The sequence below is a fragment of the Streptomyces cyaneofuscatus genome (assembly GCF_000718135.1).
In the GTDB taxonomy this organism is placed as follows: Bacteria; Actinomycetota; Actinomycetes; order Streptomycetales; family Streptomycetaceae; genus Streptomyces; species Streptomyces cyaneofuscatus.
In genome coordinates this window covers 54,825-78,924 of sequence record NZ_JOEM01000004.1, presented here as the reverse complement: position 1 = coordinate 78,924, position 24,100 = coordinate 54,825, and the positions used below count along the sequence as shown (strand labels likewise).

The 24,100-nt window shown below is 71.6% G+C and carries 23 protein-coding genes; 18 read left to right on the top strand and 5 right to left on the bottom strand.

All coding sequences use genetic code 11. The annotated features are described in order from the left end of the window. Positions 1-6: 6 nt before the first annotated feature. Positions 7-738: an MBL fold metallo-hydrolase gene (locus tag IF17_RS0107555; RefSeq protein ID WP_030563442.1), complete on the bottom strand. Its 732-nt coding sequence runs from the start codon at positions 736-738 to the stop codon at positions 7-9. A gap of 178 nt (positions 739-916) precedes the next feature. Here IF17_RS0107555 and hrcA point away from each other — a divergent pair, with 178 nt between their 5' ends. From hrcA to IF17_RS0107520, 7 genes are all read left to right on the top strand, one after another. Beyond that, positions 917-1,933 carry a heat-inducible transcriptional repressor HrcA gene (gene hrcA / locus IF17_RS0107550; protein ID WP_030563440.1) on the top strand — a complete coding sequence of 339 codons (1,017 nt, stop codon included), beginning with the start codon at positions 917-919 and terminating at the stop codon, positions 1,931-1,933. Then, positions 1,934-3,073, top strand: a complete 1,140-nt coding sequence (gene dnaJ, locus IF17_RS0107545; protein ID WP_030563438.1) for a molecular chaperone DnaJ — start codon at positions 1,934-1,936, stop codon at positions 3,071-3,073. A gap of 132 nt (positions 3,074-3,205) precedes the next feature. Next, on the top strand, positions 3,206-4,279 hold the full coding sequence (locus IF17_RS0107540) for a nitronate monooxygenase (protein ID WP_030563436.1): 1,074 nt from the start codon (positions 3,206-3,208) through the stop codon (positions 4,277-4,279). Beyond that, complete coding sequence (locus IF17_RS0107535) at positions 4,276-5,022, top strand: 16S rRNA (uracil(1498)-N(3))-methyltransferase (protein ID WP_030563434.1); 747 nt, start codon at positions 4,276-4,278, stop codon at positions 5,020-5,022. The genes IF17_RS0107540 and IF17_RS0107535 overlap by 4 nt, the downstream gene beginning before the upstream one ends. Positions 5,023-5,091: 69 nt before the next feature. Beyond that, positions 5,092-5,451, top strand: a complete 360-nt coding sequence (locus IF17_RS0107530; RefSeq protein WP_030563432.1) for a histidine triad nucleotide-binding protein — start codon at positions 5,092-5,094, stop codon at positions 5,449-5,451. A 37-nt stretch (positions 5,452-5,488) separates the two neighbouring features. Beyond that, on the top strand, positions 5,489-6,403 hold the full coding sequence (locus tag IF17_RS0107525) for a ribonuclease Z (protein ID WP_030563430.1): 915 nt from the start codon (positions 5,489-5,491) through the stop codon (positions 6,401-6,403). Between the two features lie 30 nt (positions 6,404-6,433). Then, complete coding sequence (locus tag IF17_RS0107520; protein ID WP_030563427.1) at positions 6,434-7,426, top strand: adenosine deaminase; 993 nt, start codon at positions 6,434-6,436, stop codon at positions 7,424-7,426. Here the strand turns inward: IF17_RS0107520 and IF17_RS0107515 are convergent. Then, positions 7,390-8,739 (bottom strand): MFS transporter, encoded by a 1,350-nt coding sequence (locus IF17_RS0107515; protein WP_030563425.1) that lies wholly within the window; start codon positions 8,737-8,739, stop codon positions 7,390-7,392. The two genes, IF17_RS0107520 and IF17_RS0107515, sit on opposite strands and share 37 nt — an antisense overlap. Before the next feature lie 415 nt (positions 8,740-9,154). Here IF17_RS0107515 and IF17_RS0107510 point away from each other — a divergent pair, with 415 nt between their 5' ends. The 5 genes from IF17_RS0107510 to IF17_RS0107490 all read left to right on the top strand — a co-directional run bounded on the left by IF17_RS0107510 (position 9,155) and on the right by IF17_RS0107490 (position 14,741). Next, positions 9,155-10,300 (top strand): carbohydrate kinase family protein, encoded by a 1,146-nt coding sequence (locus IF17_RS0107510; RefSeq protein WP_030563424.1) that lies wholly within the window; start codon positions 9,155-9,157, stop codon positions 10,298-10,300. Positions 10,301-10,441: 141 nt separating this feature from the next. Then, positions 10,442-12,586 carry a PhoH family protein gene (locus tag IF17_RS0107505; RefSeq protein ID WP_030563422.1) on the top strand — a complete coding sequence of 715 codons (2,145 nt, stop codon included), beginning with the start codon at positions 10,442-10,444 and terminating at the stop codon, positions 12,584-12,586. Between the two features lie 12 nt (positions 12,587-12,598). Beyond that, positions 12,599-13,096 (top strand): rRNA maturation RNase YbeY, encoded by a 498-nt coding sequence (gene ybeY / locus IF17_RS0107500; protein ID WP_030563420.1) that lies wholly within the window; start codon positions 12,599-12,601, stop codon positions 13,094-13,096. Beyond that, positions 13,093-14,388: a hemolysin family protein gene (locus tag IF17_RS0107495; protein ID WP_018511553.1), complete on the top strand. Its 1,296-nt coding sequence runs from the start codon at positions 13,093-13,095 to the stop codon at positions 14,386-14,388. The genes ybeY and IF17_RS0107495 overlap by 4 nt, the downstream gene beginning before the upstream one ends. Beyond that, positions 14,385-14,741, top strand: coding sequence for an MmcQ/YjbR family DNA-binding protein (locus IF17_RS0107490; RefSeq protein ID WP_030563417.1), 357 nt, complete (start codon positions 14,385-14,387; stop codon positions 14,739-14,741). The genes IF17_RS0107495 and IF17_RS0107490 overlap by 4 nt, the downstream gene beginning before the upstream one ends. A 74-nt stretch (positions 14,742-14,815) precedes the next feature. On the opposite strand, the gene IF17_RS0107485 is transcribed toward IF17_RS0107490, so the two are convergent. Then, a complete protein-coding gene (locus IF17_RS0107485; RefSeq protein WP_030563416.1) occupies positions 14,816-16,219 on the bottom strand; it encodes an MFS transporter in 1,404 nt (467 codons plus the stop codon). A 115-nt stretch (positions 16,220-16,334) separates the two neighbouring features. Here IF17_RS0107485 and IF17_RS0107480 point away from each other — a divergent pair, with 115 nt between their 5' ends. The 3 genes from IF17_RS0107480 (at position 16,335) to era (ending at position 18,695) form a co-directional block, all read left to right on the top strand. After that, the gene (locus tag IF17_RS0107480) at positions 16,335-17,234 is read left to right on the top strand and encodes a helix-turn-helix transcriptional regulator (protein ID WP_030563414.1); all 900 of its coding nucleotides are present in this window, start codon (positions 16,335-16,337) and stop codon (positions 17,232-17,234) included. Between the two features lie 38 nt (positions 17,235-17,272). After that, positions 17,273-17,635, top strand: coding sequence for a cytidine deaminase (locus IF17_RS0107475; RefSeq protein ID WP_030563412.1), 363 nt, complete (start codon positions 17,273-17,275; stop codon positions 17,633-17,635). Between the two features lie 85 nt (positions 17,636-17,720). Beyond that, positions 17,721-18,695 (top strand): GTPase Era, encoded by a 975-nt coding sequence (gene era, locus IF17_RS0107470; RefSeq protein WP_030563410.1) that lies wholly within the window; start codon positions 17,721-17,723, stop codon positions 18,693-18,695. Positions 18,696-18,738: 43 nt separating this feature from the next. Here the strand turns inward: era and IF17_RS0107465 are convergent, their stop codons facing one another. Together IF17_RS0107465 and IF17_RS0107460 are read right to left on the bottom strand one after the other, a co-directional pair. Continuing rightward, complete coding sequence (locus tag IF17_RS0107465; RefSeq protein WP_030563408.1) at positions 18,739-19,041, bottom strand: protealysin inhibitor emfourin; 303 nt, start codon at positions 19,039-19,041, stop codon at positions 18,739-18,741. Between the two features lie 83 nt (positions 19,042-19,124). Beyond that, positions 19,125-20,204: a M4 family metallopeptidase gene (locus IF17_RS0107460; protein ID WP_030563406.1), complete on the bottom strand. Its 1,080-nt coding sequence runs from the start codon at positions 20,202-20,204 to the stop codon at positions 19,125-19,127. Positions 20,205-20,497: 293 nt separating this feature from the next. Here IF17_RS0107460 and leuA point away from each other — a divergent pair, with 293 nt between their 5' ends. From leuA to recO, 3 genes are all read left to right on the top strand, one after another. Beyond that, on the top strand, positions 20,498-22,294 hold the full coding sequence (gene leuA, locus IF17_RS0107455; protein WP_030563403.1) for a 2-isopropylmalate synthase: 1,797 nt from the start codon (positions 20,498-20,500) through the stop codon (positions 22,292-22,294). A 247-nt stretch (positions 22,295-22,541) separates the two neighbouring features. Next, positions 22,542-23,246 carry a TerB family tellurite resistance protein gene (locus IF17_RS0107450; RefSeq protein ID WP_030563401.1) on the top strand — a complete coding sequence of 235 codons (705 nt, stop codon included), beginning with the start codon at positions 22,542-22,544 and terminating at the stop codon, positions 23,244-23,246. Between the two features lie 84 nt (positions 23,247-23,330). Beyond that, positions 23,331-24,077, top strand: a complete 747-nt coding sequence (gene recO, locus IF17_RS0107445) for a DNA repair protein RecO (RefSeq protein ID WP_026241394.1) — start codon at positions 23,331-23,333, stop codon at positions 24,075-24,077. Positions 24,078-24,100: the final 23 nt, after the last annotated feature.

The following is a 24,100-nucleotide window of genomic DNA, read 5'->3' as shown; positions in this document are numbered from 1 at the left end:
TAATCCTCACCCCGCCCCGAACCGCTCCGCCAGCGCCGCCCGCTGCTCCCGGACGAACGCCGCGTCCACCACCGCCCCGTGCCCCGGTACGTACACCGCGCCCTCGCCGCCCAGTTCGAGCAGCCGGTCCAGCGCGGCGGGCCAGCGCGAGGGGATCGCGTCCCGGCCCGCCTGCGGTTCGCCCGACTCCTCCACCAGGTCCCCGCAGAGCACCACCGCAGGCTCGCCCTCCGTGCCCGGGACCAGCACCGCGAGGTCATGGCCGCTGTGGCCCGGGCCCACGTTGGCCAGCAGCACCTGACGGCCGCCGCCCAGGTCGAGGGTCCACTCGCCGGTCACCTCGTGGTGCGGCACCACCAGCGTGTCCACCGCCCGGTGCGCCTCGTCCTCCGCGAGGCCGTGGTGGACGGCCGAGGCGCCCAGCTCGTCCGCCGAGCGCTTCAGCAGCGCGGTGATCCCCACCGCCCCGTACACCTGCGCCCCCGCGAACGCCGCCGTCCCCAGCACATGATCGAAGTGCGGGTGGCTCAGTGCGATATGCGTCACCCTCCGGCCGAGCAGCGCCTCGGCCTGCCTGCGCAGCTCCACGCCCTCGCGCAGGGTCGAGCCGGTGTCGTACAGGAGCACACCGTCGGCCCCGGCGACCAGCGCGGCCGTGGCATCCCAGCCCGGCAGGCGCCGCCGCCCGATACCGTGACCCAACCGCTCCCAGCCGAAGTCTTCCCACAACACGTCCATGGGGCGACGCTATCGGCAACGTCCCGCACCGCTCAGCGGCGGCGTGGCCGGTCGCCCTTGCCCCCGCCCCACCTCACCCCCGTACACTGACCGGTGGGTAGCTGGCACTCGTACGCACCGAGTGCCAGACGGATACCGGAGTGAAGACACCGGAGAACGACAGCTGGAGGTGTGCGCCATGCTCAGCGAACGCAGACTCGAAGTGCTGCGCGCCATCGTCCAGGACTATGTCGGCACCGAGGAGCCCGTCGGCTCCAAGGCGCTCACGGAGCGGCACCAGCTGGGGGTCTCCCCGGCCACGGTCCGCAACGACATGGCGGTGCTGGAGGACGAGGGCTTCATCGCACAGCCGCACACGAGCGCGGGGCGCATCCCGACCGACAAGGGGTACCGCCTCTTCGTCGACAAGCTCGCCGGCGTGAAGCCGCTCTCCTCGCCCGAGCGCCGGGCCATCCAGAACTTCCTCGACGGCGCGGTCGACCTCGACGACGTGGTCGGCCGAACGGTGCGGCTGCTCGCGCAGCTGACCCGGCAGGTCGCGGTCGTGCAGTACCCCTCGCTGACCCGCTCGACGGTGCGGCACGTGGAACTGCTCTCGCTGGCCCCCGCCCGGCTGATGCTCGTCCTGATCACGGACACCGGCCGGGTCGAACAGCGTATGATCGACTGCCCCGCGCCCTTCGGCGAGGCATCGCTCGCGGATCTGCGGGCCCGGCTCAACAGCCGGGTCGTCGGACGCCGCTTCGCGGATGTCCCCCGGCTGGTGCGGGAGCTGCCGGAATCCTTCGACAGCGAAGACCGGGGAACGGTTTCCACGGTCCTTTCCACCCTCCTCGAAACCCTGGTCGAGGAGACGGAGGAGCGGCTGATGATCGGCGGCACCTCCAACCTCACCCGCTTCGGGCACGACTTCCCTGTGATGATCCGGCCGGTGCTGGAAGCACTGGAGGAGCAGGTCGTCCTGCTGAAGCTGCTCGGTGAGGCCACGGACTCAGCCATGACCGTACGGATCGGGCACGAGAACGCCCACGAGGGCCTCACGTCCACGTCCGTCGTCGCGGTCGGCTACGGTTCGGGCGACGAGGCAGTCGCCAAACTCGGCGTGGTCGGACCGACCCGCATGGACTACCCCGGAACGATGGGAGCGGTACGCGCAGTGGCACGTTACGTCGGACAGATCCTGGCGGAGTCGTAAGTGGCCACGGACTACTACGCCGTACTCGGCGTGCGCCGCGACGCATCTCAGGACGAGATCAAGAAGGCATTCCGTCGGCTCGCACGCGAGCTGCACCCGGATGTCAACCCGGATCCGAAGACCCAGGAGCGGTTCAAGGAGATCAACGCCGCTTACGAGGTGCTCTCGGACCCGCAGAAGAAGCAGGTCTACGACCTCGGCGGCGACCCGCTCTCCGCCAATGGCGGGGGCGGCGGCGCGGGCGGTTTCGGAGCCGGCGGCTTCGGCAACTTCTCCGACATCATGGACGCGTTCTTCGGAACGGCCTCGCAGCGCGGACCCCGCTCGCGCACCCGGCGCGGCCAGGACGCCATGATCCGCCTGGAGATCGACCTCGCCGAGGCGGCCTTCGGCACCACCAAGGACATCCAGGTCGACACGGCGGTCGTCTGCAACACCTGCAGCGGCGAGGGTGCGGCCCCCGGCACCTCCGCCCAGACCTGCGACATGTGCCGCGGCCGTGGCGAGGTCTCGCAGGTCACCCGGTCCTTCCTGGGCCAGGTCATGACCTCGCGGCCCTGCCCGCAGTGCCAGGGCTTCGGTACGGTCGTGCCGACGCCGTGCCCGGAGTGCGCCGGTGACGGCCGTATCCGCTCGCGCCGCACGCTCACCGTCAAGATCCCGGCGGGCGTCGACAACGGCACCCGCATCCAGCTCGCCGGTGAGGGCGAGGTCGGCCCCGGCGGCGGCCCGCCCGGCGACCTGTACGTCGAGATCCACGAGCTGCCGCACTCCGTCTTCCAGCGGCGCGGCGACGACCTCCACTGCACGGTCACCATCCCGATGACCGCGGCCGCCCTCGGCACGAAGTGTCCGCTGGAGACCCTGGACGGCGTCGAGGAGATCGACATCCGGCCCGGCACCCAGTCCGGCCAGTCCGTCCCGCTGCACGGGCGGGGCATCACCCACCTGCGCGGCGGCGGCCGGGGCGACCTCATCGTGCACGTCGAGGTCATGACCCCCTCCAAGCTCGACGCGGAACAGGAGCGGCTCCTGCGGGAGCTCTCCAAGCTGCGCGGCGAGGAGCGGCCCCTGGGCCAGTTTCAGCCAGGTCAGCAGGGGCTCTTCTCCCGGCTGAAGGACGCCTTCAACGGCCGCTGAAGCGTTTTCCGCCTTTCACCGCACCGCCCACCGGTCACCGACCGGTGGGCGGTGCGGTGTTCGGCGGGAGAACCGGTCATGTCCCTCGCTGGCTGATTCGGCCCTGTGCGGCGGACATGGCACGATGCGGTCATGTCCTCCGCGTTGACCGATCTCTGCCGGTATCCGATCGTGCAGGCCCCCATGGCGGGCGGCGCTTCCGGACCCCAGCTCGCCGCGGCCGTCGCCGACGCGGGCGGACTCGGGTTCCTCGCCGCCGGGTACAAGACGGCGGACGGCATGTACAACGAGATCAAACAGCTGCGCCGGCTCACCGGCGGGCCGTTCGGCGTGAACCTCTTCATGCCGCAGCCCGCGCTCGCCGACCCCAGCGCCGTCGAGGTCTACCGCCACCAGCTGGCCGGTGAGGCCGCCTGGTACGAGACCCCGCTCGGCGACCCCGACAGCAGCGGCGACGACGGGTACGAGGCGAAGGTCGCCATCCTGCTGGACGACCCCGTCCCGGCGGTCTCCTTCACCTTCGGCTGCCCCACCCGCGACACGCTGGACGCCTTCGCCAAGGTGGGGACGTACACCATCGTGACGGTCACCTCCGCCGAGGAGGCCCAGGCGGCCCAGTGGGCGGGCGCCGACGCCGTCTGCGCCCAGGGCGTCGAGGCGGGCGGCCACCAGTCCACCCACCGCGACGACCCGCAGGCCGACCACACCGGCACCGGGCTGCTGAGCCTGGTCACCCAGGTCCGCGAGACCGTGCAGATCCCGATCGTCGCCACCGGCGGTCTGATGCGCGGCTCGCAGATCGCCGCCGTCCTCGCGGCGGGCGCGGACGCCGCCCAGCTCGGCACCGCCTTCCTGATCTGCCCCGAGTCGGGCGCCCACCTGCTCCACAAGCAGGCCCTGACCAACCCGCTCTTCGTCCGCACCGAGCTGACCCGCGCCTTCTCCGGGCGCCCCGCGCGCGGCCTGGTCAACCGGTTCGTCCGCGAACACGGCCCGTACGCCCCCGCCGCCTACCCCCAGGTCCACTACCTGACCACCGGGCTGCGCCAGGCCGCGGCGAAGGCGGGGGACGCGCAGGGGATGGCCCTGTGGGCGGGGCAGGGCCACCGGATGGCCCGCGAACTGCCCGTCGGCGAGCTGATCGAACTGCTCATCGACGAACTGGAGGCCGCCCGGGCGGCCCTGAGCATGAGGAGTCCCCGGTGACCGCACCGGTCTTCGTCGTCGAACAGATGCCCACCGGGCCGGAGTTCGTCCTGGACGGACCCGAAGGACGGCACGCCGTGTCGGTCAAGCGGCTCCAGCCCGGCGAGGACGTCGTCCTCACCGACGGGCTCGGCCACTGGGCGGACGGCACCGTCCGCGCCGCCGAGGGCAAGGACCGGCTGACGGTCACTCTCCGCGCAGCCGTGCAGGAGGAGCCGGAGCCCACGCCCCGGATCACCGTCGTCCAGGCGCTCCCCAAGGGCGACCGGGGCGAACTGGCCGTCGAGACCATGACCGAGACCGGCGTCGACGCGATCGTGCCCTGGCAGGCCGCCCGCTGCATCACCCAGTGGAAGGGCGAGCGAGGCGCCAAGGCCCTGACGAAGTGGCGCAGTACGGCACGGGAGGCGGGCAAGCAGTCCCGCCGGGTGCGCTTCCCCGAGGTGACCGAGGCCATGACGACCAAGCAGGTCGCCGCTCTGCTGGCCGATGCCGACTTCGCCGGGGTCCTGCACGAGGACCGCGACCACGACAGCACCCCCCTCGCCACCGCCGAACTCCCCGCCACCGGCACGATCGTGCTCGTCGTCGGCCCCGAGGGCGGCGTCTCCCCGCAGGAACTGGCCGCCTTCGCCGAGGCGGGCGCCCGCCCGTACCGGCTGGGCCGCAGCGTGCTGCGTACGTCCACGGCGGGGACGGCCGCGACCGCGCTGCTGCTGGGGCGCACGGGCCGCTGGGGATGAACGGGGGCCGACGGGCCGGGGATAGCATGCCCGTGTACTGATCACCAGCGAACGAGGAGGCCCGGCGCCATGGCGGGAGAGCCGCAGACCGACTGCCTGTTCTGCAAGATCGTCTCGGGAGACATCCCGGCGACCATCGTCCGCGAGAGCGACACGACCGTCGCCTTCCGCGACATCAACCCGCAGGCCCCGACCCACGTCCTGGTCATCCCCAAGGTCCACTACCCGGACGCCGCCTCGCTCGCCGCCGCCGAACCCCAGATCGCCGCCGACGTGCTGCGCGAGGCCGGAGCGGTCGCCGCCGACGAGAAGGTGGACTCCACCGGCTACCGGATCATCCTCAACACCGGCTCCGGCGCCGGCCAGACCGTCTTCCACGCCCACGCCCACGTCCTGGGCGGCCGCGGCCTCCAGTGGCCCCCCGGATAGCCCTTCCCGCACAGCAGCAGCGCAGGAGCGTTTCCCCATGTCCGTACGCGAGCTGGTGGTGCTCGGCACCGCCAGCCAGGTCCCCACCCGGCACCGCAACCACAACGGCTATCTGCTGCACTGGGACGGCGAGGGCATCCTCTTCGATCCCGGCGAGGGCACCCAGCGCCAGATGCTCCGGGCCGGGGTCGCCGCGCACGACATCGACCGGATCTGCGTCACCCACTTCCACGGCGACCACTCCCTCGGGCTCGCCGGGGTGATCCAGCGCATCAACCTCGACCAGGTCCCGCACCCCGTCACCGCCCACTACCCGGCGAGCGGGCAGCACTTCTTCGACCGGCTGCGGTACGCCACCGCCTACCGCGAGACCGTCCGGCTCACCGAGACCCCGGTCGCCGGAACCGGCGGGGTCCTCGCCACCACGCCCTCGTACACGCTGGACAGCCACAAGCTCTCGCACCCCGTCGAGTCGTACGGCTACCGCCTCACCGAGCCCGACAGCCGCCGCATGCTGCCCGCCCTCCTCGAGGAACACGGGATCGCCGGGCCGGACGTCGGCCGCCTCCAGCGTGCGGGCGCACTCGGCGGCGTCACCCTGGAGCAGGTCTCCGAGCACCGGCGCGGGCAGCGGTTCGCGTTCGTCATGGACACCCGGCTCTGCGACGGGGTGTACGCGCTCGCCGAGGGGTGCGACATGCTCGTCATCGAGTCGACCTTCCTCGACGAGGACGAGAAGCTCGCCACCGACCACGGCCACCTGACCGCAGGACAGGCCGCTCGGGTGGCGAAGGAGTCCGGCGTACGCCATCTGGTGCTGACCCACTTCTCGCAGCGCTACAGCGACCCCGAACTCTTCGAGACCCAGGCGCGGGCCGCCGGGTTCGACGGCGAACTCACCGTCGCGCAGGACCTGATCAGAGTCCCGCTCCCACCCCGGCACCACCACTGACCCCACCAGCACCACCGTTTGCGAGACACCGTGCACCTCCCCAAGGCAGAACTCCACCTCCACATCGAAGGCACCCTCGAACCCGAGCTCGCCTTCGCCCTCGCCGAACGCAACGGGGTGACCCTGCCGTACGCCACCACCGAAGAGCTGCGCAGGGCCTACCAGTTCGAGGACCTCCAGTCCTTCCTGGACCTCTACTACGCGCTCATGGCCGTGCTGCGGACGGAGGAGGACTTCACCGAACTCGCCGACGCCTACCTCGCCCGCGCCGCCACCCAAGGCGTCCGGCACGCCGAGATCTTCTTCGACCCGCAGGCCCACACCGCCCGCGGCGTCCCGATCGGCACGGTCATCGAGGGGCTGAGCCGGGCGCTGGAGCGCAGCGAGGAGATCCACGGCATCTCCACCCAGCTCATCCTCTGCTTCCTGCGCGACCTCTCCGCCGAAGCCGCCCTCGGCACCCTGGACGCGGCCCGCCCGTACCTCCACCGGATCAGCGCCGTGGGCCTGGACTCCGCCGAGGTCGGCCACCCGCCCGCCAAGTTCCGCGAGGTGTACGAGGCGGCCACCGCGCTCGGCCTGCGCAAGGTGGCGCACGCGGGGGAGGAGGGGCCGCCGTCCTACATCCGCGAGGCGCTGGACATCCTCGGCGTGGAGCGCGTCGACCACGGGCTGCGCTGCATGGAGGACCCCGAGCTGGTGGCGCGGCTGGTCGCGGACCGGGTGCCGCTGACGCTCTGCCCGCTCTCCAACGTACGGCTGCGCACGGTCGACACGCTGAAGGACCACCCGCTGCCGGAGATGATGGCGGCGGGGCTCCTCTGCACGGTCAACTCCGACGACCCCGCCTACTTCGGCGGGTACGCCGGGGACAACTTCGACGCCGTACGGGACGCGCTCGCGCTCGACCCGGAGCAGCTGCGCACCCTGGCCCGGAACTCCTTCGAGGCGGCCTTCCTCGACCACGACGAGGAGCGCAGGGCGCGCTACCTGTCCGAGGTCGAGGCGTACGCGTTCGACTGACCGGGACCGCCGTCCGGACCGGCCGTCCGGATCGCGCTGCGCACCAGCCGCCTGCGCCGTACGCGGAGTTCGGTGACGGCCTGCTCAGGTGAGCCGAGCTTCGGCACCGCACCGGACAGGCTGCCGGTGGTGGCGGCCAGCAGCGCGGCCGGGGCGCCACCACGGCGGCGGACCGAGCCGGGCACCAGCGGACGGCCACCGGTGTGCAGGGCCACGGCGGTCACGGGCGCGGCGACCAGCAGCGTGGCCGCCCCCAGGATCAGCCCCATCGCCGGGTAGCCGGCCTCCTCGGAGAGCACGCTGCCCAGCAGCGGGCCGCAGGCCACGCCCACGGAGGAGGCCGAGCCCGCCAGGACCGCCCAGCGGCCGCGTACGTCCAGGGAGGCGGCCAGACCGATCAGGTAGGAGAGGACCACCGGGTAGACGGTGTTCCACAGGATCTCGCCGGTCGCGAACGAGCCCAGGTCCCGGGCCGAGGAGCTGACCACGATGCTCCCCGCGATGACCACGGTCCCCAGCCCGATCGGCACCGCCCGGCCCACCCGGGCGCCGAGCACCCCGGCGCCCATGACGCCCAGCAGACCCGCGCCGAGGGCGGCGGCGAACACCGCGCCGACGGTCACCTCGGAGAGCCCCACCTGCACCACGCCGATGCGGCTGCTGACGCCCCAGAGCGCGTTCTGCGCCATGGACCAGACGAGCATCCCGCCTGCCAGGACGAGACCGGAACGGCGGTGCGGCAGGCGGCCGGTGATCCGCGAGGCGGACTCCTCGGGGGCCGTGGGGCCGTTCAGCCGGGTGGTCGCGGGCCAGACGAGCAGGGCGACCAGGGCGATCGCGGCGAACGGGAGCCGGTGGCCGCCGCCCAGGTGCGGGATCGTCAGATAGAGGGCGCCCGCCGTGGCGGAGACGGTGAGCAGCCCGAGCGAGGACGTCCGGTGCGGGTCGCGCTGTGCGGCGATCCCCGCCGCCGCGACCGCCGTCGCCGCCCCCGAGCCGAAGCCGCCGACCATCACGGAGGCCACCACCAGCGGCACGGACCCGGCCAGCGCCGCGGAGCCGTACCCGACGGCGGCCAGCACCAGACCGACGCGGGCCGGGGTACGGGACCCGTACCGCTCGACCCGGCCCGCCAGGGTGAACCCGGCACTCGCCGAGCTCAGCAGCAGAGCACTGCCGACCAGGCCCGCCTGCGCGGGAGTCAGCCCGAGATGGACGCTGAGGCGGCCGACGATGGTGGGGAGCAGATAGGAGGCGAGGTAGCCGGCGGTGAAGACGGCAACCAAGGGCCACGCGGCACGGCGCGACGACATGGGCGTTCCTGAAGACATGCCTGAGCAGGCAGGGGGGGAGGGGGAGAGGGTGCTGCGACGCGCGCAGGGCAGGGCAGCGCGATGCCCGGCGCACGGGAAGGGGGAGAATGCGAGGGAGTACGGGGAAATGCGGGAGATGCGATAAGTGCGGCTCTCGTCGGGCAACGTCCCCGAAGGTGCTCGCGGGGCAATTTGTATCAAGCGCTCCCGGCCGCCCGAAAGTCGCCCCGCCGTGATCTGGGTCACTTATGCGTTTATGCGCTCGGAGGCCGGGTAACAGCGCATGTTTATGCAGGTCAGGGTGGCATGTCGGCCGGGTCCTCATCGGCGGGGAGGCTCCGCCCCCGACCCCGAATCGGGCAGACTGGCCGGATCTCACACTGTCCAGATCTGCCGCACGGCCGGGGAGCGCACGGTGAGCACTGACACTCCAGGAATCGACCCGCTGCTGGCGCTGCGCGCCCCGCAGGACCCCGCCTGCGACGTCTTCCTGACGGGCACGGTCTTCCTCGACATCATCTTCACCGGCCTCGACAGCGCGCCCGTGCGCGGCACCGAGTCCTGGGCGCGCGGCATGGGCTCCAGCCCCGGCGGCGTCGCCAACATGGCGACCGCGCTCGCCCGCCTCGGCCTGCACACCTCGCTGGCCGCCGCCTTCGGCGACGACCACTACGGCGAGTACTGCTGGGACGCCCTCGAACAGGGCGAGGGCATCGACCTGTCGATGTCGCGCACCGTTCCCGGCTGGCACTCCCCGGTCACGGTCTCGATGGCGTACGAGGGCGAGCGCACGATGGTCTCCCACGGCCACGAGGCCCCGGCCCCTTCGGCCGTTCCGGGCCAGGCGGGGGCGGGCTCCACGGAGACCGCCCCCACTGCCGCCCCCAACCCCGCCTTCCCCCAGTGCCCCCCGCGCGCCCGCGCCGCGATCGCCTCGCTCGTCCCGGGCCGCAGCGAACCCTGGGTGGCCACCGCCGCCCGGCACGGCGCGCTGATCTTCGCCGATGTCGGCTGGGACGAGACCGGCCGCTGGGACCTGGACGCGCTGCCCGACCTGGCGCACTGCGAGGCGTTCCTGCCCAACGCCGAGGAGGCGATGCGCTACACCCGCACCGACTGTCCGCGCGCCGCCGCCCACGCCCTCGCGGAACGCGTCCCGCTCGCCGTGGTCACCCTGGGTGCCGAAGGCGCGTACGCCGTCGACGGGCGCACCGGGTCCGCCGCCCAGGTGCCCGCCATCGAGGTGGAGGCCCTCGACCCGACCGGCGCCGGGGACGTCTTCGTGGCCGGCTTCGTCACCGGCACCCTCGCCGACTGGCCGCTCGCCGACCGCCTCGCCTTCGCCGGGCTGACCGCCGCCCTCTCGGTCCAGGAGTTCGGCGGCTCGCTCTCCGCACCCGGCTGGGCCGAGATCGCCGCCTGGTGGCAGCGCATCCGCACCCTCGACGACCAGGACCCCACCGCCCTGGAGCGGTACGCGTTCCTGGAGGAGCTGCTCCCCACCACGGCCCGCGCCTGGCCGCTGCGGCGCGCGGTCCCCACGATCGGCTTCCGCCAGTGAGTCGGCAGAGGACTCCTCGTACACACGGCCGGTAAAAGGACTCTGCGTTGTCACTGCCAAGTCGTAGGCTTGGTGATCCAGAGGTTGTCGAGCAGCGACAGCCCTGCAACGGGAGGTATGCGCAGGCCCGAGGGCCGGCCCATGACTCAGACACCCACACAGCCGCAGGCGCGTGCCCAGATCCGGATCCCGGCCGCTCACCCCATGGTGATGCTCCTCGGATCGGGTGACTCGCTGTTGCGCGTGATCGAAGAGGCCTTCCCGGCGGCCGACATCCATGTCCGGGGCAACGAGATCAGCGCCACGGGCGAGGCGGCCGACGTCGCCCTCATCCAGCGCCTGTTCGACGAGATGATGCTCGTGCTCCGCACCGGAGCGCCGATGACGGAGGACGCAGTGGAACGGTCGATCGCCATGCTCAGGGCGGCCGGCACCGGCGAGGGAGACCCCCAGGGCGAGACACCCGCCGAGGTGCTCACCCAGAACATCCTCTCCAACCGCGGCCGCACCATCCGCCCCAAGACGCTCAACCAGAAGCGGTACGTCGACGCGATCGACCAGCACACGATCGTCTTCGGCATCGGCCCCGCGGGCACCGGCAAGACCTATCTGGCCATGGCCAAGGCAGTCCAGGCGCTCCAGGCCAAGCAGGTCAGCCGCATCATCCTGACCCGCCCCGCGGTCGAGGCGGGGGAGCGGCTCGGCTTCCTCCCGGGCACCCTCTTCGACAAGATCGACCCGTATCTGCGCCCGCTCTACGACGCCCTGCACGACATGCTCGACCCCGACTCGATCCCGCGCCTGATGGCGGCGGGCACGATCGAGGTGGCGCCGCTGGCGTACATGCGGGGCCGCGCCCAGCCGGTCTTCACCAACGTGCTGACGCCCGACGGCTGGCGGCCCATCGGCAGCCTTGAGGTGGGTGACCTTGTCATCGGCTCCAACGGCGAGCCGACCCCTGTCCTCGGCGTCTACCCGCAGGGCGAGAAGGACATCTACCGTGTCAGCGCTCAGGACGGCTCCTGGACCCTGTGCTGCGGCGAGCACCTGTGGACGGTCCGGACCGCCTCCGACCGCCGCCGCGACAAGCCGTGGCGGGTTCTGGAGACCAAGGAGATGATCGGCAATCTCCGGGCGGCGCACGCGCGTCGCTACGAGCTGCCGATGCTTACCGCGCCCGTCAGCTTCCCCGAGCGCGAGGTCCCGATGGACCCGTACGCACTGGGTCTGCTGCTGGGCGACGGCTGCCTCACCGGCTCCACCACACCGTCGTTCGCCACCGAGGACCAGGAGCTTGCCGAGGCCCTGCAAGGAGCGCTCACCGGCGTCACCCTGCGCCACAGGGGCGGGCCGGACTATGTGCTGAACCGGACCAAGGCGCCGGGCGACGTGGTGACGCTGGAGAACCCTGTCACCGCGATCCTGCGTCAGCTGGACCTTCTCGGGAGCCGGTCCCACTCGAAGTTCGTTCCGGACGACTATTTGCACAACTCCGCCGAGGTCCGCCTCGGCGTGCTCCAAGGCCTTCTCGACGCCGATGGCGGTCCGGTCACGCAGTCGGATCGCACCTGCCGTATCCAGTACTCGACCGCCTCGATCGTCCTTCGCGACGATGTGATCGCACTGGTTCAGTCGCTCGGCGGAGTCGCCTATACACGCCGCCGACCGGCGGCAGGCCGGGCGCCCGGACTTGCCAAGGGTCGGCCGGTCCACCACCGCTACGACGCCCACGTCGTCGACATCCGCCTCCCCGAAGGCATCGAGCCCTTCCGGCTCGCCCGCAAGGCAGAGAAGTACCGGGCGGCCGGCGGCGGCGGTCGTCCCATGCGATTCATCGACAGCATCGAACCGGCCGGGCGTGAAGAGGCGGTCTGCATCCAGGTGGCGGCGGAGGACTCGCTGTACGTCACCCAGGACTACCTGCTGACGCACAACACGCTCAATGACGCGTTCATCATCCTCGACGAGGCGCAGAACACCAGCGCCGAGCAGATGAAGATGTTCCTCACCCGCCTCGGCTTCGACTCCAAGATCGTCATCACCGGTGACATCACCCAGGTCGACCTGCCGAGCGGGACCAAGAGCGGGCTGCGCCAGGTCCAGGAGATCCTGGAGGGCCTGGACGACGTGCACTTCTCGCGTCTCACCTCCCAGGATGTCGTCCGGCACAAGCTCGTCGGCCGTATCGTCGACGCGTACGAGAAGTACGACAGCCGAAACGGTCAGCAGGACGGTCAGGCGGACGGCCGGGAAGACGGCCGACGCGACCGCCGTAAAGGGAAGTAGTCGCAGCGCACCATGTCGATCGACGTCAACAACGAGTCCGGAACCGAGGTCGACGAGCAGGCGATCCTCGACATCGCCCGCTACGCACTGGCCCGGATGCGGATCCACCCGCTGTCCGAGCTCTCGGTGATCGTGGTGGACACCGACGCCATGGAGCAGCTGCACATCCAGTGGATGGACCTCCCCGGTCCGACCGATGTCATGTCCTTCCCGATGGACGAGCTCCGTCCGCCGGCCAAGGACGAGGAGGAGCCCCCGCAGGGGCTCCTCGGTGACATCGTGCTCTGCCCGGAGGTCGCGAAGAGGCAGGGCGAAGAGGCACCGACGCAGCACTCCATGGACGAGGAGCTCCAGCTCCTGACCGTCCACGGAGTGCTGCACCTGCTGGGGTACGACCATGAGGTGCCCGAGGAGAAGGCCGAGATGTTCGGCCTCCAGGCCGCCATCGTGGACGGCTGGCGCGGCGAGCGCGGGCTCACCGGCGCGTCCCCGGCCCCCACCGTCTCGTGATCGCGCCCCTGATCACCGGCGCCGTCGCGCTGGTCGTCGTCGGCTGGCTGGCCGCCTGCGCCGAGGCGGGCATCGCCCGTACGTCGAGTTTCCGGGCGGACGAGGCGGTCCGGGCCGGGCGGCGCGGCAGCGCGAAGCTGGCGCAGGTCGCCGCCGACCCGGTGCGCTATCTCAACGTCGCCCTGCTGGTGCGGGTCGCCTGCGAGGTGTCGGCCGGGGTGCTCGTCACCTACGTCTGCCTCCAGAAGTTCCCGGAGACCTGGGAGGCGCTCGCCTTCGCGATGGGCGTGATGGTCCTCGTCAGCTATGTCGCCGTCGGGGTCTCCCCGCGCACCATCGGCCGCCAGCACCCGCTGAACACGGCGACGGCCTCGGCGTACGTGCTGCTGCCGCTGGCCCGGATCATGGGCCCGATCCCGCAACTGCTGATCCTCATCGGCAACGCCTTCACCCCGGGCAAGGGGTTCCGCAAGGGCCCGTTCGCCAGTGAGGCGGAGCTGCGGGCGATGGTCGACCTCGCGGAGGCGGAGTCGCTGATCGAGGACGACGAGCGCCGCATGGTGCACTCGGTCTTCGAGCTGGGCGACACCCTGGTGCGCGAGGTGATGGTGCCCCGCACCGATCTGGTCTCCATCGAGCGCTTCAAGACGATCCGCCAGGCCCTCACCCTCGCCCTGCGCTCCGGCTTCTCCCGGATCCCGGTCACCGGCGAGAACGAGGACGACATCGTCGGGATCGTCTACCTCAAGGACCTGGTCCGCAAGACCCACATCAACCGCGAGTCCGAGGCCGACCCGGTCTCCACCGCGATGCGCCCCGCCGCCTTCGTCCCCGACACCAAGAACGCCGGGGACCTGCTGCGCGAGATGCAGCGCGACCGCAGCCATGTCGCCGTCGTCATCGACGAGTACGGCGGCACGGCGGGCATCGTCACGATCGAGGACATCCTGGAGGAGATCGTCGGCGAGATCACCGACGAGTACGACCGCGAGCTGCCGCCCGTCCAGGAGCTGGAGAACGGCTGCTACCGGGTGACCGCGCGCCTCGACATCGGGGACCTCGGCGACCTCTTCGGGCTCGACGAGTACGACGACGAGGACGTGGAGACCGTCGGCGGACTGCTCGCCAAGGCGCTCGGCCGGGTCCCGATCGCCGGTGCGTCGGCCGTCGTCGACCTGCCCGACAGCCGCAAGCTCCGGCTCACCGCCGAGTCCCCGGCCGGCCGCCGGAACAAGATCGTCACGGTGCTGGTGGAGCCGCAGGAGAAGGAAGCGGAGACGGAGACGGTATGACGCCCGAGCGGCTGCGCGCCTTCTGCCTGGAGTTCAACGCGAGCGTGGAGGAGTTCCCGTTCGGCCCGGAGACCTCGGTCTTCAAGGTGCTCGGCAAGATGTTCGCCCTCACCTCGCTGGACGCGCGGCCGCTGACGGTCAACCTCAAGTGCGACCCGGACGAGGCGATCCGGCTCCGCGAGGAGCACCCGAAGGCCATCGTCCCCGGCTGGCACATGAACAAGCGCCACTGGAACACGGTGACCGTCTCCGGCATCCCGGACAAGCTGCTGCGCGAGCTGATCGAGGACTCGTACGACCTGGTCGTCGCCGGCCTCCCGAAGGCGGAGCGGCTGAAGCTGGACCGGCCGTAGGGAGCACAGGAGTTACGCGAACGGGCCCGCTCCTCCCCCGTGGGGAGCGGGCCCCTCCACGTACCGGCACGCGGTCAGCCGCGTCGCAGCCCCGCCGCCACCGCCGCGCCCGCCGCCAGCAGGACGGCCGCCGCGAGCGCCACCACCGTCCGTACGCCGTCGAACAGCCCGCCCTGCGTCGTCGCCAGCACCCCCAGCAGCGGGATGCCGACCGTCAGCCCCACCTGCTGGGTCGTGGTGACCAGCCCGGTCGCGAGGCCCTGCTCCTCGTTCGGGACGCCGGACGTCACGGTCAGGCCGTACGCGATGATCGCGCCCAGGTGGCACATGCTCGCCAGGGAGACCGCGGCCGTCGCCGGCCAGACGCCCGACTCCGTGCCGAGCCCCAGCAGCGCGCCGATGAACAGCCCCTGGCCGAGCAGCGACACCACCAGGGTCCGGCGCGCGCCGATCCGGCCGATCAGGCGGGGCGCGTACATCCCCGCCACCACCGACAGCACGCCCTGCACCCCGAAGACGAGGCCGGTGGCGAACGGGGAGAGGCCCAGGACCTCCTGGAGGTAGAGCGTCAGGACGAAGACGACGGTGGACATCATCGAGAACGTCACCAGCCCGCCCAGGTTGCCGAACGCCACCGTCCGCCGCCGCAGCATCGGCAGCGAGACCAGCGGGGCCGCCGCCCGGGACTCCACGAACACGAACGCGGCCAGCAGCCCGACGCCGAGGACCAGGGTGACCAGCACGTCCGCGCCACCGAAGCCGTGTTCCGCCGCCGTCGTCAGGGCGTAGATCAGCGCCAGCAGTCCGCCGGTGACGGCGACCGCGCCCGGTACGTCGAGCCGGGGACTCTCCGGCGTACGCGACTCCTCCAGCACCTTCGGGGCCAGCACCAGCACCACCACCGAGGCCACGGTCAGCAGGCCCATCGTGGAGCGCCAGCCCAGGGTGTCGGTGAGGACGCCGCCCGCCACCATGCCCACCGTGAAGCCGAGCGAGAGCAGCGTCCCGCTGATCCCGAGCGCCCGGTCCCGCAGCGGGCCCTCCGGGAACGTGGTGGTCAGCAGGGACATCCCGGTCGGCACGATCACCGCCGCCCCGAGCCCCTGGAGGGCCCGCCCGGCAAGGAAGGAGGCCGGGTCCCAGGCGAGGGTCGCCAGGAGGGAGGAGGCCCCGAAGAGGGTGAGCCCGGCGAGGAACAGCCGGCGCCGCCCGTACAGATCGGCGATCCGCCCGAACAGCAGCAGGAACCCGCCCGACGGCAGCGCGAACGCGGTCACCGCCCACTGGAGCCCGGACGTGGAGAGCCCCAGGTCCTTGCCCAGGACGGGCAGGGCGACATTCAGTACGGAGAAGTCGAGCGCCACCATGAACTGGGCGGCGCACAGCACGAAGAGGATGAGCCGGGCCCGTGCGGAGAGCCGGGGCGGGGCGGGCGGGGGAGCTGAGGTGACAGGGGTTCCAGGGGTTTCGATCGCCATGGGACCCACCCTCCGGCGGCCGGAATATCCGCGGGGAGCGGGAACTTATCCTGTTGCCCGCACCACCAGGCAGAGACGTGGGGATCGGGCGCCACCACGACACCAGGGGGAGTACGTGGCCACACCGGCCCGGCAGGCGACGACGGACGGGGCGAAAGCCCACCGCCTCGCCGAACTGCGCGAGTTCCTGATGAGCCGGCGGGCCCGGATCACTCCGGCCGACGCCGGCCTCCCGGACGGCGGCGCCCGCCGGCGTACGCCCGGCCTGCGCCGTGAGGAGGTCGCCGTCCTCGCGGGCGTCGGGGTCTCCTGGTACCAGTGGCTGGAGCAGGGCCGCGACATCACGGTCTCGCCGCAGGTGCTGGACTCCGTCGCCCGCGTCCTGCGCCTGAGCAGCGCCGAGCGCCGCCACCTCTACGTCCTGGCCGGGCTGAACGCGCCCCCGCTCGAGGTCGACCCGGCGCACGCCGACATGTGCGACGGGCTGGTCCGGCTGATCGACGCGTGGATGCCGTACCCGGCCCACATCATGGACCGGTACTGGAACACCGTCCTCCACAACGACGCGGCCGCCGCGGTCCTCGGCATGCGCCCCGGCATCCGGCAGAACTGCCTGATCGACTTCTTCACCGACCCGGTCTACCGCGCGCGGGCCGGAGCGAGTTGGGCGGCGCTCGCCCCGCAGGTGGTGGCCCAGTACCGGGCGGCCTGCTCGGAGTGCCCGGACGACGACGGCTTCCGGGCGGTCGTGGCGGAGGCGCGGGCGGCCAGTGCGATCTTCGCCGAACTGTGGGAGCGGCGCGACATCGTCCCCGCCGGGCAGAACCGCAAGGAGATCGAGCACCCGCTCGCCGGCCGCCTGTTCCTGGAGGCCACCCAGCTGCGGGTGCCCGCCCGGCCGGACCTCGCGATCGTGCTGCACACCCCGCTTCCGGACACCGGGACCGAGGCCAGGCTCCAGTGGCTGGCCTCGCCCGAGGGGCGGCGCGGCTCGATGTACCCGGTGCCGGGGTGACCCGCACGGGTCCCGGGACCGCTTCGTATGCTCGTGCCATGACCGACAGCACCGACACCGCCGCCCTCGACGCCGAGGACCGCAAGATCGTCACCCTGGCGCGCAGCGCCCGCGCCCGCAACGGGGTGGCCGAGGGCGCCGCCGTACGCGACGAGACCGGACGTACGTATGTGGCGGGCACCGTGGCGCTGGAGTCGCTGAAGCTGAGCGCCCTGCAGACCGCCGTCGCCATGGCCGTCGCCAGCGGCGCCACCTCGCTGGAGGCCGCCGCCGTCGTCTCCACCGCCGAGACCCCCGCCGACGAGGACCGCGCGGCCGTACGGGACCTGGGCGGACCGGAGACGCCGGTGTTCCTCGCGGGTCCGGACGGCACCCTGCGGCTGCGGGTCACGGCGGGCTGACGGGCCGGGCCCACCCCTGTTCGCGGCGGCCCTCCGGCGCGTCCGTACGGACCGCTGTACGGGAGCGCCGCCGCGATCGGGGAGAATGGTCGCCATGAGCGCTCGCCCGAACCAAGAATCCGCTGCCCAGCAGACGGAGACCACCTCCCCCCACCGGGCCGGCTTCGCCTGCTTCGTGGGCCGCCCCAACGCCGGCAAGTCCACCCTCACGAACGCTCTGGTCGGTCAGAAGGTGGCGATCACCTCCAACCGCCCCCAGACCACCCGGCACACCGTGCGCGGCATCGTGCACCGCGAGGACGCGCAGCTGATCCTGGTCGACACCCCCGGCCTCCACAAGCCGCGCACGCTCCTCGGTGAGCGGCTGAACGACGTCGTACGGACCACCTGGGCCGAGGTCGACGTCATCGGCTTCTGCCTGCCCGCCGACCAGAAGCTCGGCCCCGGCGACAAGTACATCGTCAAGGAGCTCGCGGGGATCAAGAAGACCCCCAAGATCGCCATCATCACCAAGACCGACCTGGTCGAGTCGAAGGCGCTGGCCGAACAGCTCCTCGCGGTCTCCGCGCTCGCGGACGAGCTGGGCTTCGAGTGGGCCGAGATCATCCCGGTCTCGGCGGTCAAGGACCAGCAGGTCGGCCTGCTCGCCGACCTCATCGCCCCGCTGCTCCCCGAGAGCCCGCCGCTCTACCCGGAGGGCGACCTCACCGACGAGCCGGAGATGGTCATGGTCGCGGAGCTGATCCGCGAGGCCGCGCTGGAGGGCGTACGCGACGAGCTGCCGCACTCCATCGCGGTGGTGGTCGAGGAGATGCTGCCCCGCGAGAACCGTCCGGCGGACAAGCCGCTGCTGGACATCCACGCCAACGTCTACATCGAGCGCCCGAGCCAGAAGGGCATCATCATCGGCCCGAAGGGCCAGCGGCTGAAGGACGTCGGCACGAAGTCGCGCAAGCACATCGAGGCGCTGCTCGGCACGCCCGTCTTCCTCGACCTGCATGTGAAGGTCGCGAAGGACTGGCAGCGCGACCCGAAGCAGCTGCGGAAGCTCGGCTTCTAGCCGCGCCCGGGCTTCCAGCCTCGCCTGAACGAATGCGCCGGTCTCACGCGCCCTCCTTCAGGACGCGTGAGACCAGCGTGCGCTGGGCCCCGGTCAGATCGGGGTCAGCGCAGTACACGGTGCGGTCCCCGACCGTGATCCGGTACCGGAATCCGTCCGGCACCCCGGACGGCGGCGCGTCCGGGGTGCCGGACGGGGTGCCGTCCTCGGTGGAGGACGGAGCGGCGGCGAGGACCTCCTCGGCGAGCGACTCCCACTCCGCCGCGTCCTCCCGGCCCTCGGTGTCGACCTCATGGTGGCGGGAGATGCCGGCGAAGCCGCCGGTCCTGCTGACCTGAATACGCATGGGGTCCTGTCTAGCCGGGGCCGGTCACGGGCTCAAGCCCGCCTCGCTCGGAGACGGTTACGCCCGCCTCGCTCGGTGAACGCCTACTCCGCCGTCCGCACCCCCACCTCGGACCAGGCCTTCAGGACCGCCTCCTTCTCGCCGCGCTCCCCGAAGCGGGCGCCCGCCGCCGCGACCGTCAGCCGGGCGAACTCCTCGAAGTCCGCGGTGGCCGTCAGCTCGCCGCCGGTCAGCACGTCGAACCAGATCTGCCCGGCCCGCTCCCAGGCGTTGCCGCCCAGGGCGGTGGCCAGGAGGTAGAAGGCGCGGTTGGGGATGCCGGAGTTGATGTGGACCCCGCCGTTGTCCTCCTCCGTCTCGACGTAGTCCTCCATCGACGCGGGCTGCGGGTCCTTGCCGAGCACATCGTCGTCGTACGCCGTTCCCGGAGCCTTCATCGAGCGCAGGGCGTCCCCGCTGACCCTCGGCGCCAGCAGTCCGGCGCCGATCAGCCAGTCGGCCTGCTCGGCGCTCTGGCCCAGCGAGAACTGCTTGACCAGCGAGCCGAACACGTCGGAGACCGACTCGTTGAGCGCGCCCGACTGGCCCTCGTAGCGCAGGTTGGCGGTGTACTGGGTGAGGCCGTGGGCCAGTTCGTGGGCGATGACGTCGATGGCGTAGGTGAAGTCGAGGAAGATCTCCCCGTCACCGTCGCCGAAGACCATCTGCTCGCCGTCGAAGAACGCGTTGTTGTACTCGTGGCCGTAGTGGACGGAGCCGATGAGGGGCAGGCCCTTGCCGTCGATCGAACTGCGCCCGTAGGCGGAGAGCAGCAGTTCGAAGGTGGCGCCGAGTCCCGCGTACGCGCGGTTGACGCTGGCGTCCGAGGTGGGTTTGTCGCCCTCGTCGCGGACCTTGGTGCCCGGCAGGGATGTGCCGTTCTCGCAGTCGTACAGGGTGCGGTGGGGCTTGGCGGGGACCGCGCCCGCCGTGGGGGTGGCGGGCGCGGCGGCCAGGGCTGTCAGGCGACGGCGGTCACGGCGGAGGGCGTCGGCCTCCAGGGTGCGGCGGGCCGGACCGGCGAGCCGGGCGTCGCCGGAGTGCGACAGCTTGTCGAGGACGTGGGGCGGCACGATGGTGCAGAAGACGGGGTGGGGCCCGTCACCGTTGGTTCGAGGGTGCATGTGAACGACTGTGGCACTCCGTCACCGCGCTGTCACTGGTTGCGACGATGATTGACGAAATGGAGTGATGAGTCACCGTTTCCCCCTCATCGATGCCCGGTCCCGCATACTGATACGGACCGACACCCCGGGCCACCCTCGGCTAGGCTCGTCGCATCATGCGTTTCGGGCTGCTTCTCCTTAGCTGCCGCGGCGAGGGCCTGTAGTCGTAGGCCGACCCCCTCCCCGCGGAGTCTGGTGCTGCAGCGACACCGTCGGCCGACCCCAAGTCGGACCCCGAGGAGCCCTACGTCATGACCACGCCCGTGAACCCCGCCGGTGCTGTGAACCCCGCCGAGAGCGCTGTCGGCCGCCCCACCCCCGTCACCAACGCGACGCAGCTCCAGAAGCCGTCCGGGATGCCGGCCCACAAGTACCGCGGTTACGAGGCCGTGGACATCGCCGACCGCACCTGGCCCGACAACCGGATCACCGTGGCGCCCCGCTGGCTGTCCACCGATCTGCGCGACGGCAACCAGGCGCTGATCGACCCGATGAGCCCTGCCCGCAAGCGCGAGATGTTCGACCTGCTCGTACGCATGGGCTACAAGGAGATCGAGGTCGGCTTCCCGTCCTCCGGCGAGACCGACTTCGCCTTCGTCCGCTCCATCATCGAAGAGGGCGCGATCCCCGAGGACGTGACGATCTCCGTCCTGACGCAGGCCCGCGAGGAGCTGATCGAGCGGACCGTCGAGTCGCTGGTCGGCGCGCGCCGGGCCACCGTCCACCTGTACAACGCCACCGCCCCCACCTTCCGCCGCGTGGTCTTCCGGGGGTCGAAGGAGCAGGTCAAGCAGATCGCGGTGGACGGTACGCGGCTGGTGATGGAGTACGCGGAGAAGATCCTGGGCCCCGAGACGATCTTCGGCTACCAGTACAGCCCGGAGATCTTCACCGACACCGAGCTGGACTTCGCCCTGGAGGTCTGCGAGGCGGTCTGTGACGTCTGGCAGCCCGAGGAGGGCCGCGAGATCATCCTGAACCTGCCCGCCACCGTGGAGCGCTCCACGCCCTCCACCCACGCGGACCGCTTCGAGTGGATGTCGCGCAACCTGTCCCGCCGCGAGTTCGTCTGCCTGTCGGTCCACCCGCACAACGACCGGGGTACGGCGGTGGCGGCGGCCGAGCTGGCCATCATGGCCGGTGCCGACCGCATCGAGGGCTGCCTGTTCGGCCAGGGCGAGCGCACCGGCAACGTCGACCTGGTCACCCTGGGCATGAACCTGTTCTCGCAGGGCGTGGACCCGCAGATCGACTTCTCGCAGATCGACGAGATCCGCCGCACCAGCGAGTACTGCAACCAGATGGAGATCCACCCGCGCCACCCGTACGCGGGCGACCTGGTCTACACCGCCTTCTCCGGCTCCCACCAGGACGCCATCAAGAAGGGCTTCGACGCGATGGAGAAGGACGCGGCGGCGCAGGGGAAGACGGTCGACGAGATCGAGTGGGCGGTTCCGTACCTGCCGATCGACCCGAAGGACGTCGGCCGCTCCTACGAGGCCGTCATCCGCGTCAACTCGCAGTCCGGCAAGGGCGGTATCGCGTACGTCCTGAAGAACGACCACAAGCTGGACCTGCCGCGTCGGATGCAGATCGAGTTCTCCCGGATCATTCAGGCCAAGACCGACGCCGAGGGCGGCGAGGTCACCCCGACGCAGATCTGGTCCACCTTCCAGGACGAGTACCTGCCGAACGCCGAGAACGCCTGGGGCCGTATCCAGCTGCGTTCCGGCCAGACCACCACCGACACCGACGGCACGGACACCCTGACCGTCGAGGCCACCGTGGACGGCGCGGACACCGTGCTGACCGGATCGGGCAACGGCCCGATCTCCGCGTTCTTCGAAGCGCTCCAGGCCATCGGCATCGACGCCCGGCTGCTGGACTACACCGAGCACACGATGAGCGAGGGCGCCAGCGCCCAGGCCGCCTCGTACATCGAGTGCGCGATCGACGGCAAGGTGCTGTGGGGCATCGGCATCGACGCCAACACCACCCGCGCCTCGCTCAAGGCGGTCGTCTCCGCGGTCAACCGCGCCTCGCGCTGACCCGGCCGGGCGCCCCGCTGCCCCGACCGGACGCCCCGCTGACCCGGCCGGACACCCCCTCGTACGGACGTCCGCTTTGACCCCGTACGGCAGCAGTCCACGAACCCCGACCGCCCGCTCCGGGCGGTCGGGGTTCGGCCATATCCGAGGGTTGTGACCTCCGGGCTACTGACGTCACCTCACGCATGTGGCTAACATCACGTCCAACACACGGCAGTGTTGCCGGAGCGTTACGGAGGTGTGCGACGTGCGGTCAGCCAAAGGACAACGCGCTCTGAGGCCGGTCCTCTGCGGCATCCGCACGGTCTGGGACGCCGTCGGTGACGGCGCCTTCTTCTGCCCCGGCTGCGGCGGCGACCGCAACTACCGCCGCCTGACCGGCCGCCGCCGGCTCACCGTCCTCGGCATCCCGCTGGCCGGCCGGGGCGAGACCGAGCCCGTCGTGGAGTGCGCCGCCTGCCGCGCCCGCTTCGCCCCTGACGCCCTGGACCACCCGACCACCACCCAGTTCTCCTCGATGCTCCGGGAGGCCGTCCACACCGTCACCCTGGCCGTCCTCGCGGCCGGCGGGACCACCTCCCGTACGGTGCTGGACACCGCCGTCGGGGTCGTCCGGGACGCCGGGCTCGACGACTGCACCCAGGAGCAGCTGTACACCGTGGTGGAGGTGCTCGCCGCCGACACCGGGTACGGCGGCCGGTCCGACCCGGCGGCCGACGCGTGCGGCGCGACCCTCGCCATCGAACTGCACGAGGTGCTGGCCCCGCTCGCCCCGCACCTCGCCACCGCCGGCCGCGAGTCGGTCCTCCTCCAGGGCGCCCGGATCGCGCTCGCCGACGGGGCCTACAGTCCGGCCGAGCGCGAGGTCCTGACGACGGTGGGCGGCGCCCTGAAGCTCCCGGCCGACGACACCGCCCGCCTGCTCGCCGCAGCCGCCCGCACGCCCTCCTAGGGCTCCCCAGGGCTTTCTGGAGGCCCACAGGCGCATAGGCGCACAGGCGTACGGCCCCGTCCGGCTGTGCGCGACAATGGCCCCATGAGCTTGTTCCGGGACGACGGCGTCGTGCTGCGTACGCAGAAACTGGGCGAGGCCGACCGGATCATCACGATCCTGACCCGGGGCCACGGCCGGGTCCGCGCTGTCGCCCGGGGGGTGCGCCGCACCAAGTCCAAGTTCGGCGCCCGGCTGGAACCCTTCTCCCACGTCGACGTGCAGTTCTTCGCCCGGGGCAGCGAGCTGATCGGCCGCGGGCTGCCGCTCTGCACCCAGAGCGAGACGATCGCCCCGTACGGCGGCGGGATCGTCGCCGACTACGCCCGCTACACGGCCGGCACCGCGATGCTGGAGACCGCCGAGCGGTTCACCGACCACGAGGGCGAACCGGCCGTCCAGCAGTATTTGCTCCTCGTCGGCGGCCTGCGCACCCTCGCCCGCGGCGAGCACGCGCCCCATCTGATCCTGGACGCGTTCCTGCTGCGCTCGCTCGCGGTGAACGGGTACGCGCCGAGCTTCGAGGACTGCGCCAAGTGCGGGATGCCGGGCCCCAACCGGTTCTTCTCCGTCGCGGCGGGGGGCGTCATATGCGGTGACTGCCGGGTCCCCGGGAGCGTCGTACCCTCGGCACAGGCACTCGAACTGCTGAGCGCGCTGCTCAGCGGCGACTGGGCGACGGCGGACGCGTGCGAGGCGCGTCATGTCAGGGAAGGGAGCGGGCTGGTGTCCGCCTACCTGCACTGGCATCTGGAGCGCGGCCTGCGCTCGCTGCGGTACGTCGAGAAGTGACGCGGGCCCCAAGAGAGTGACGC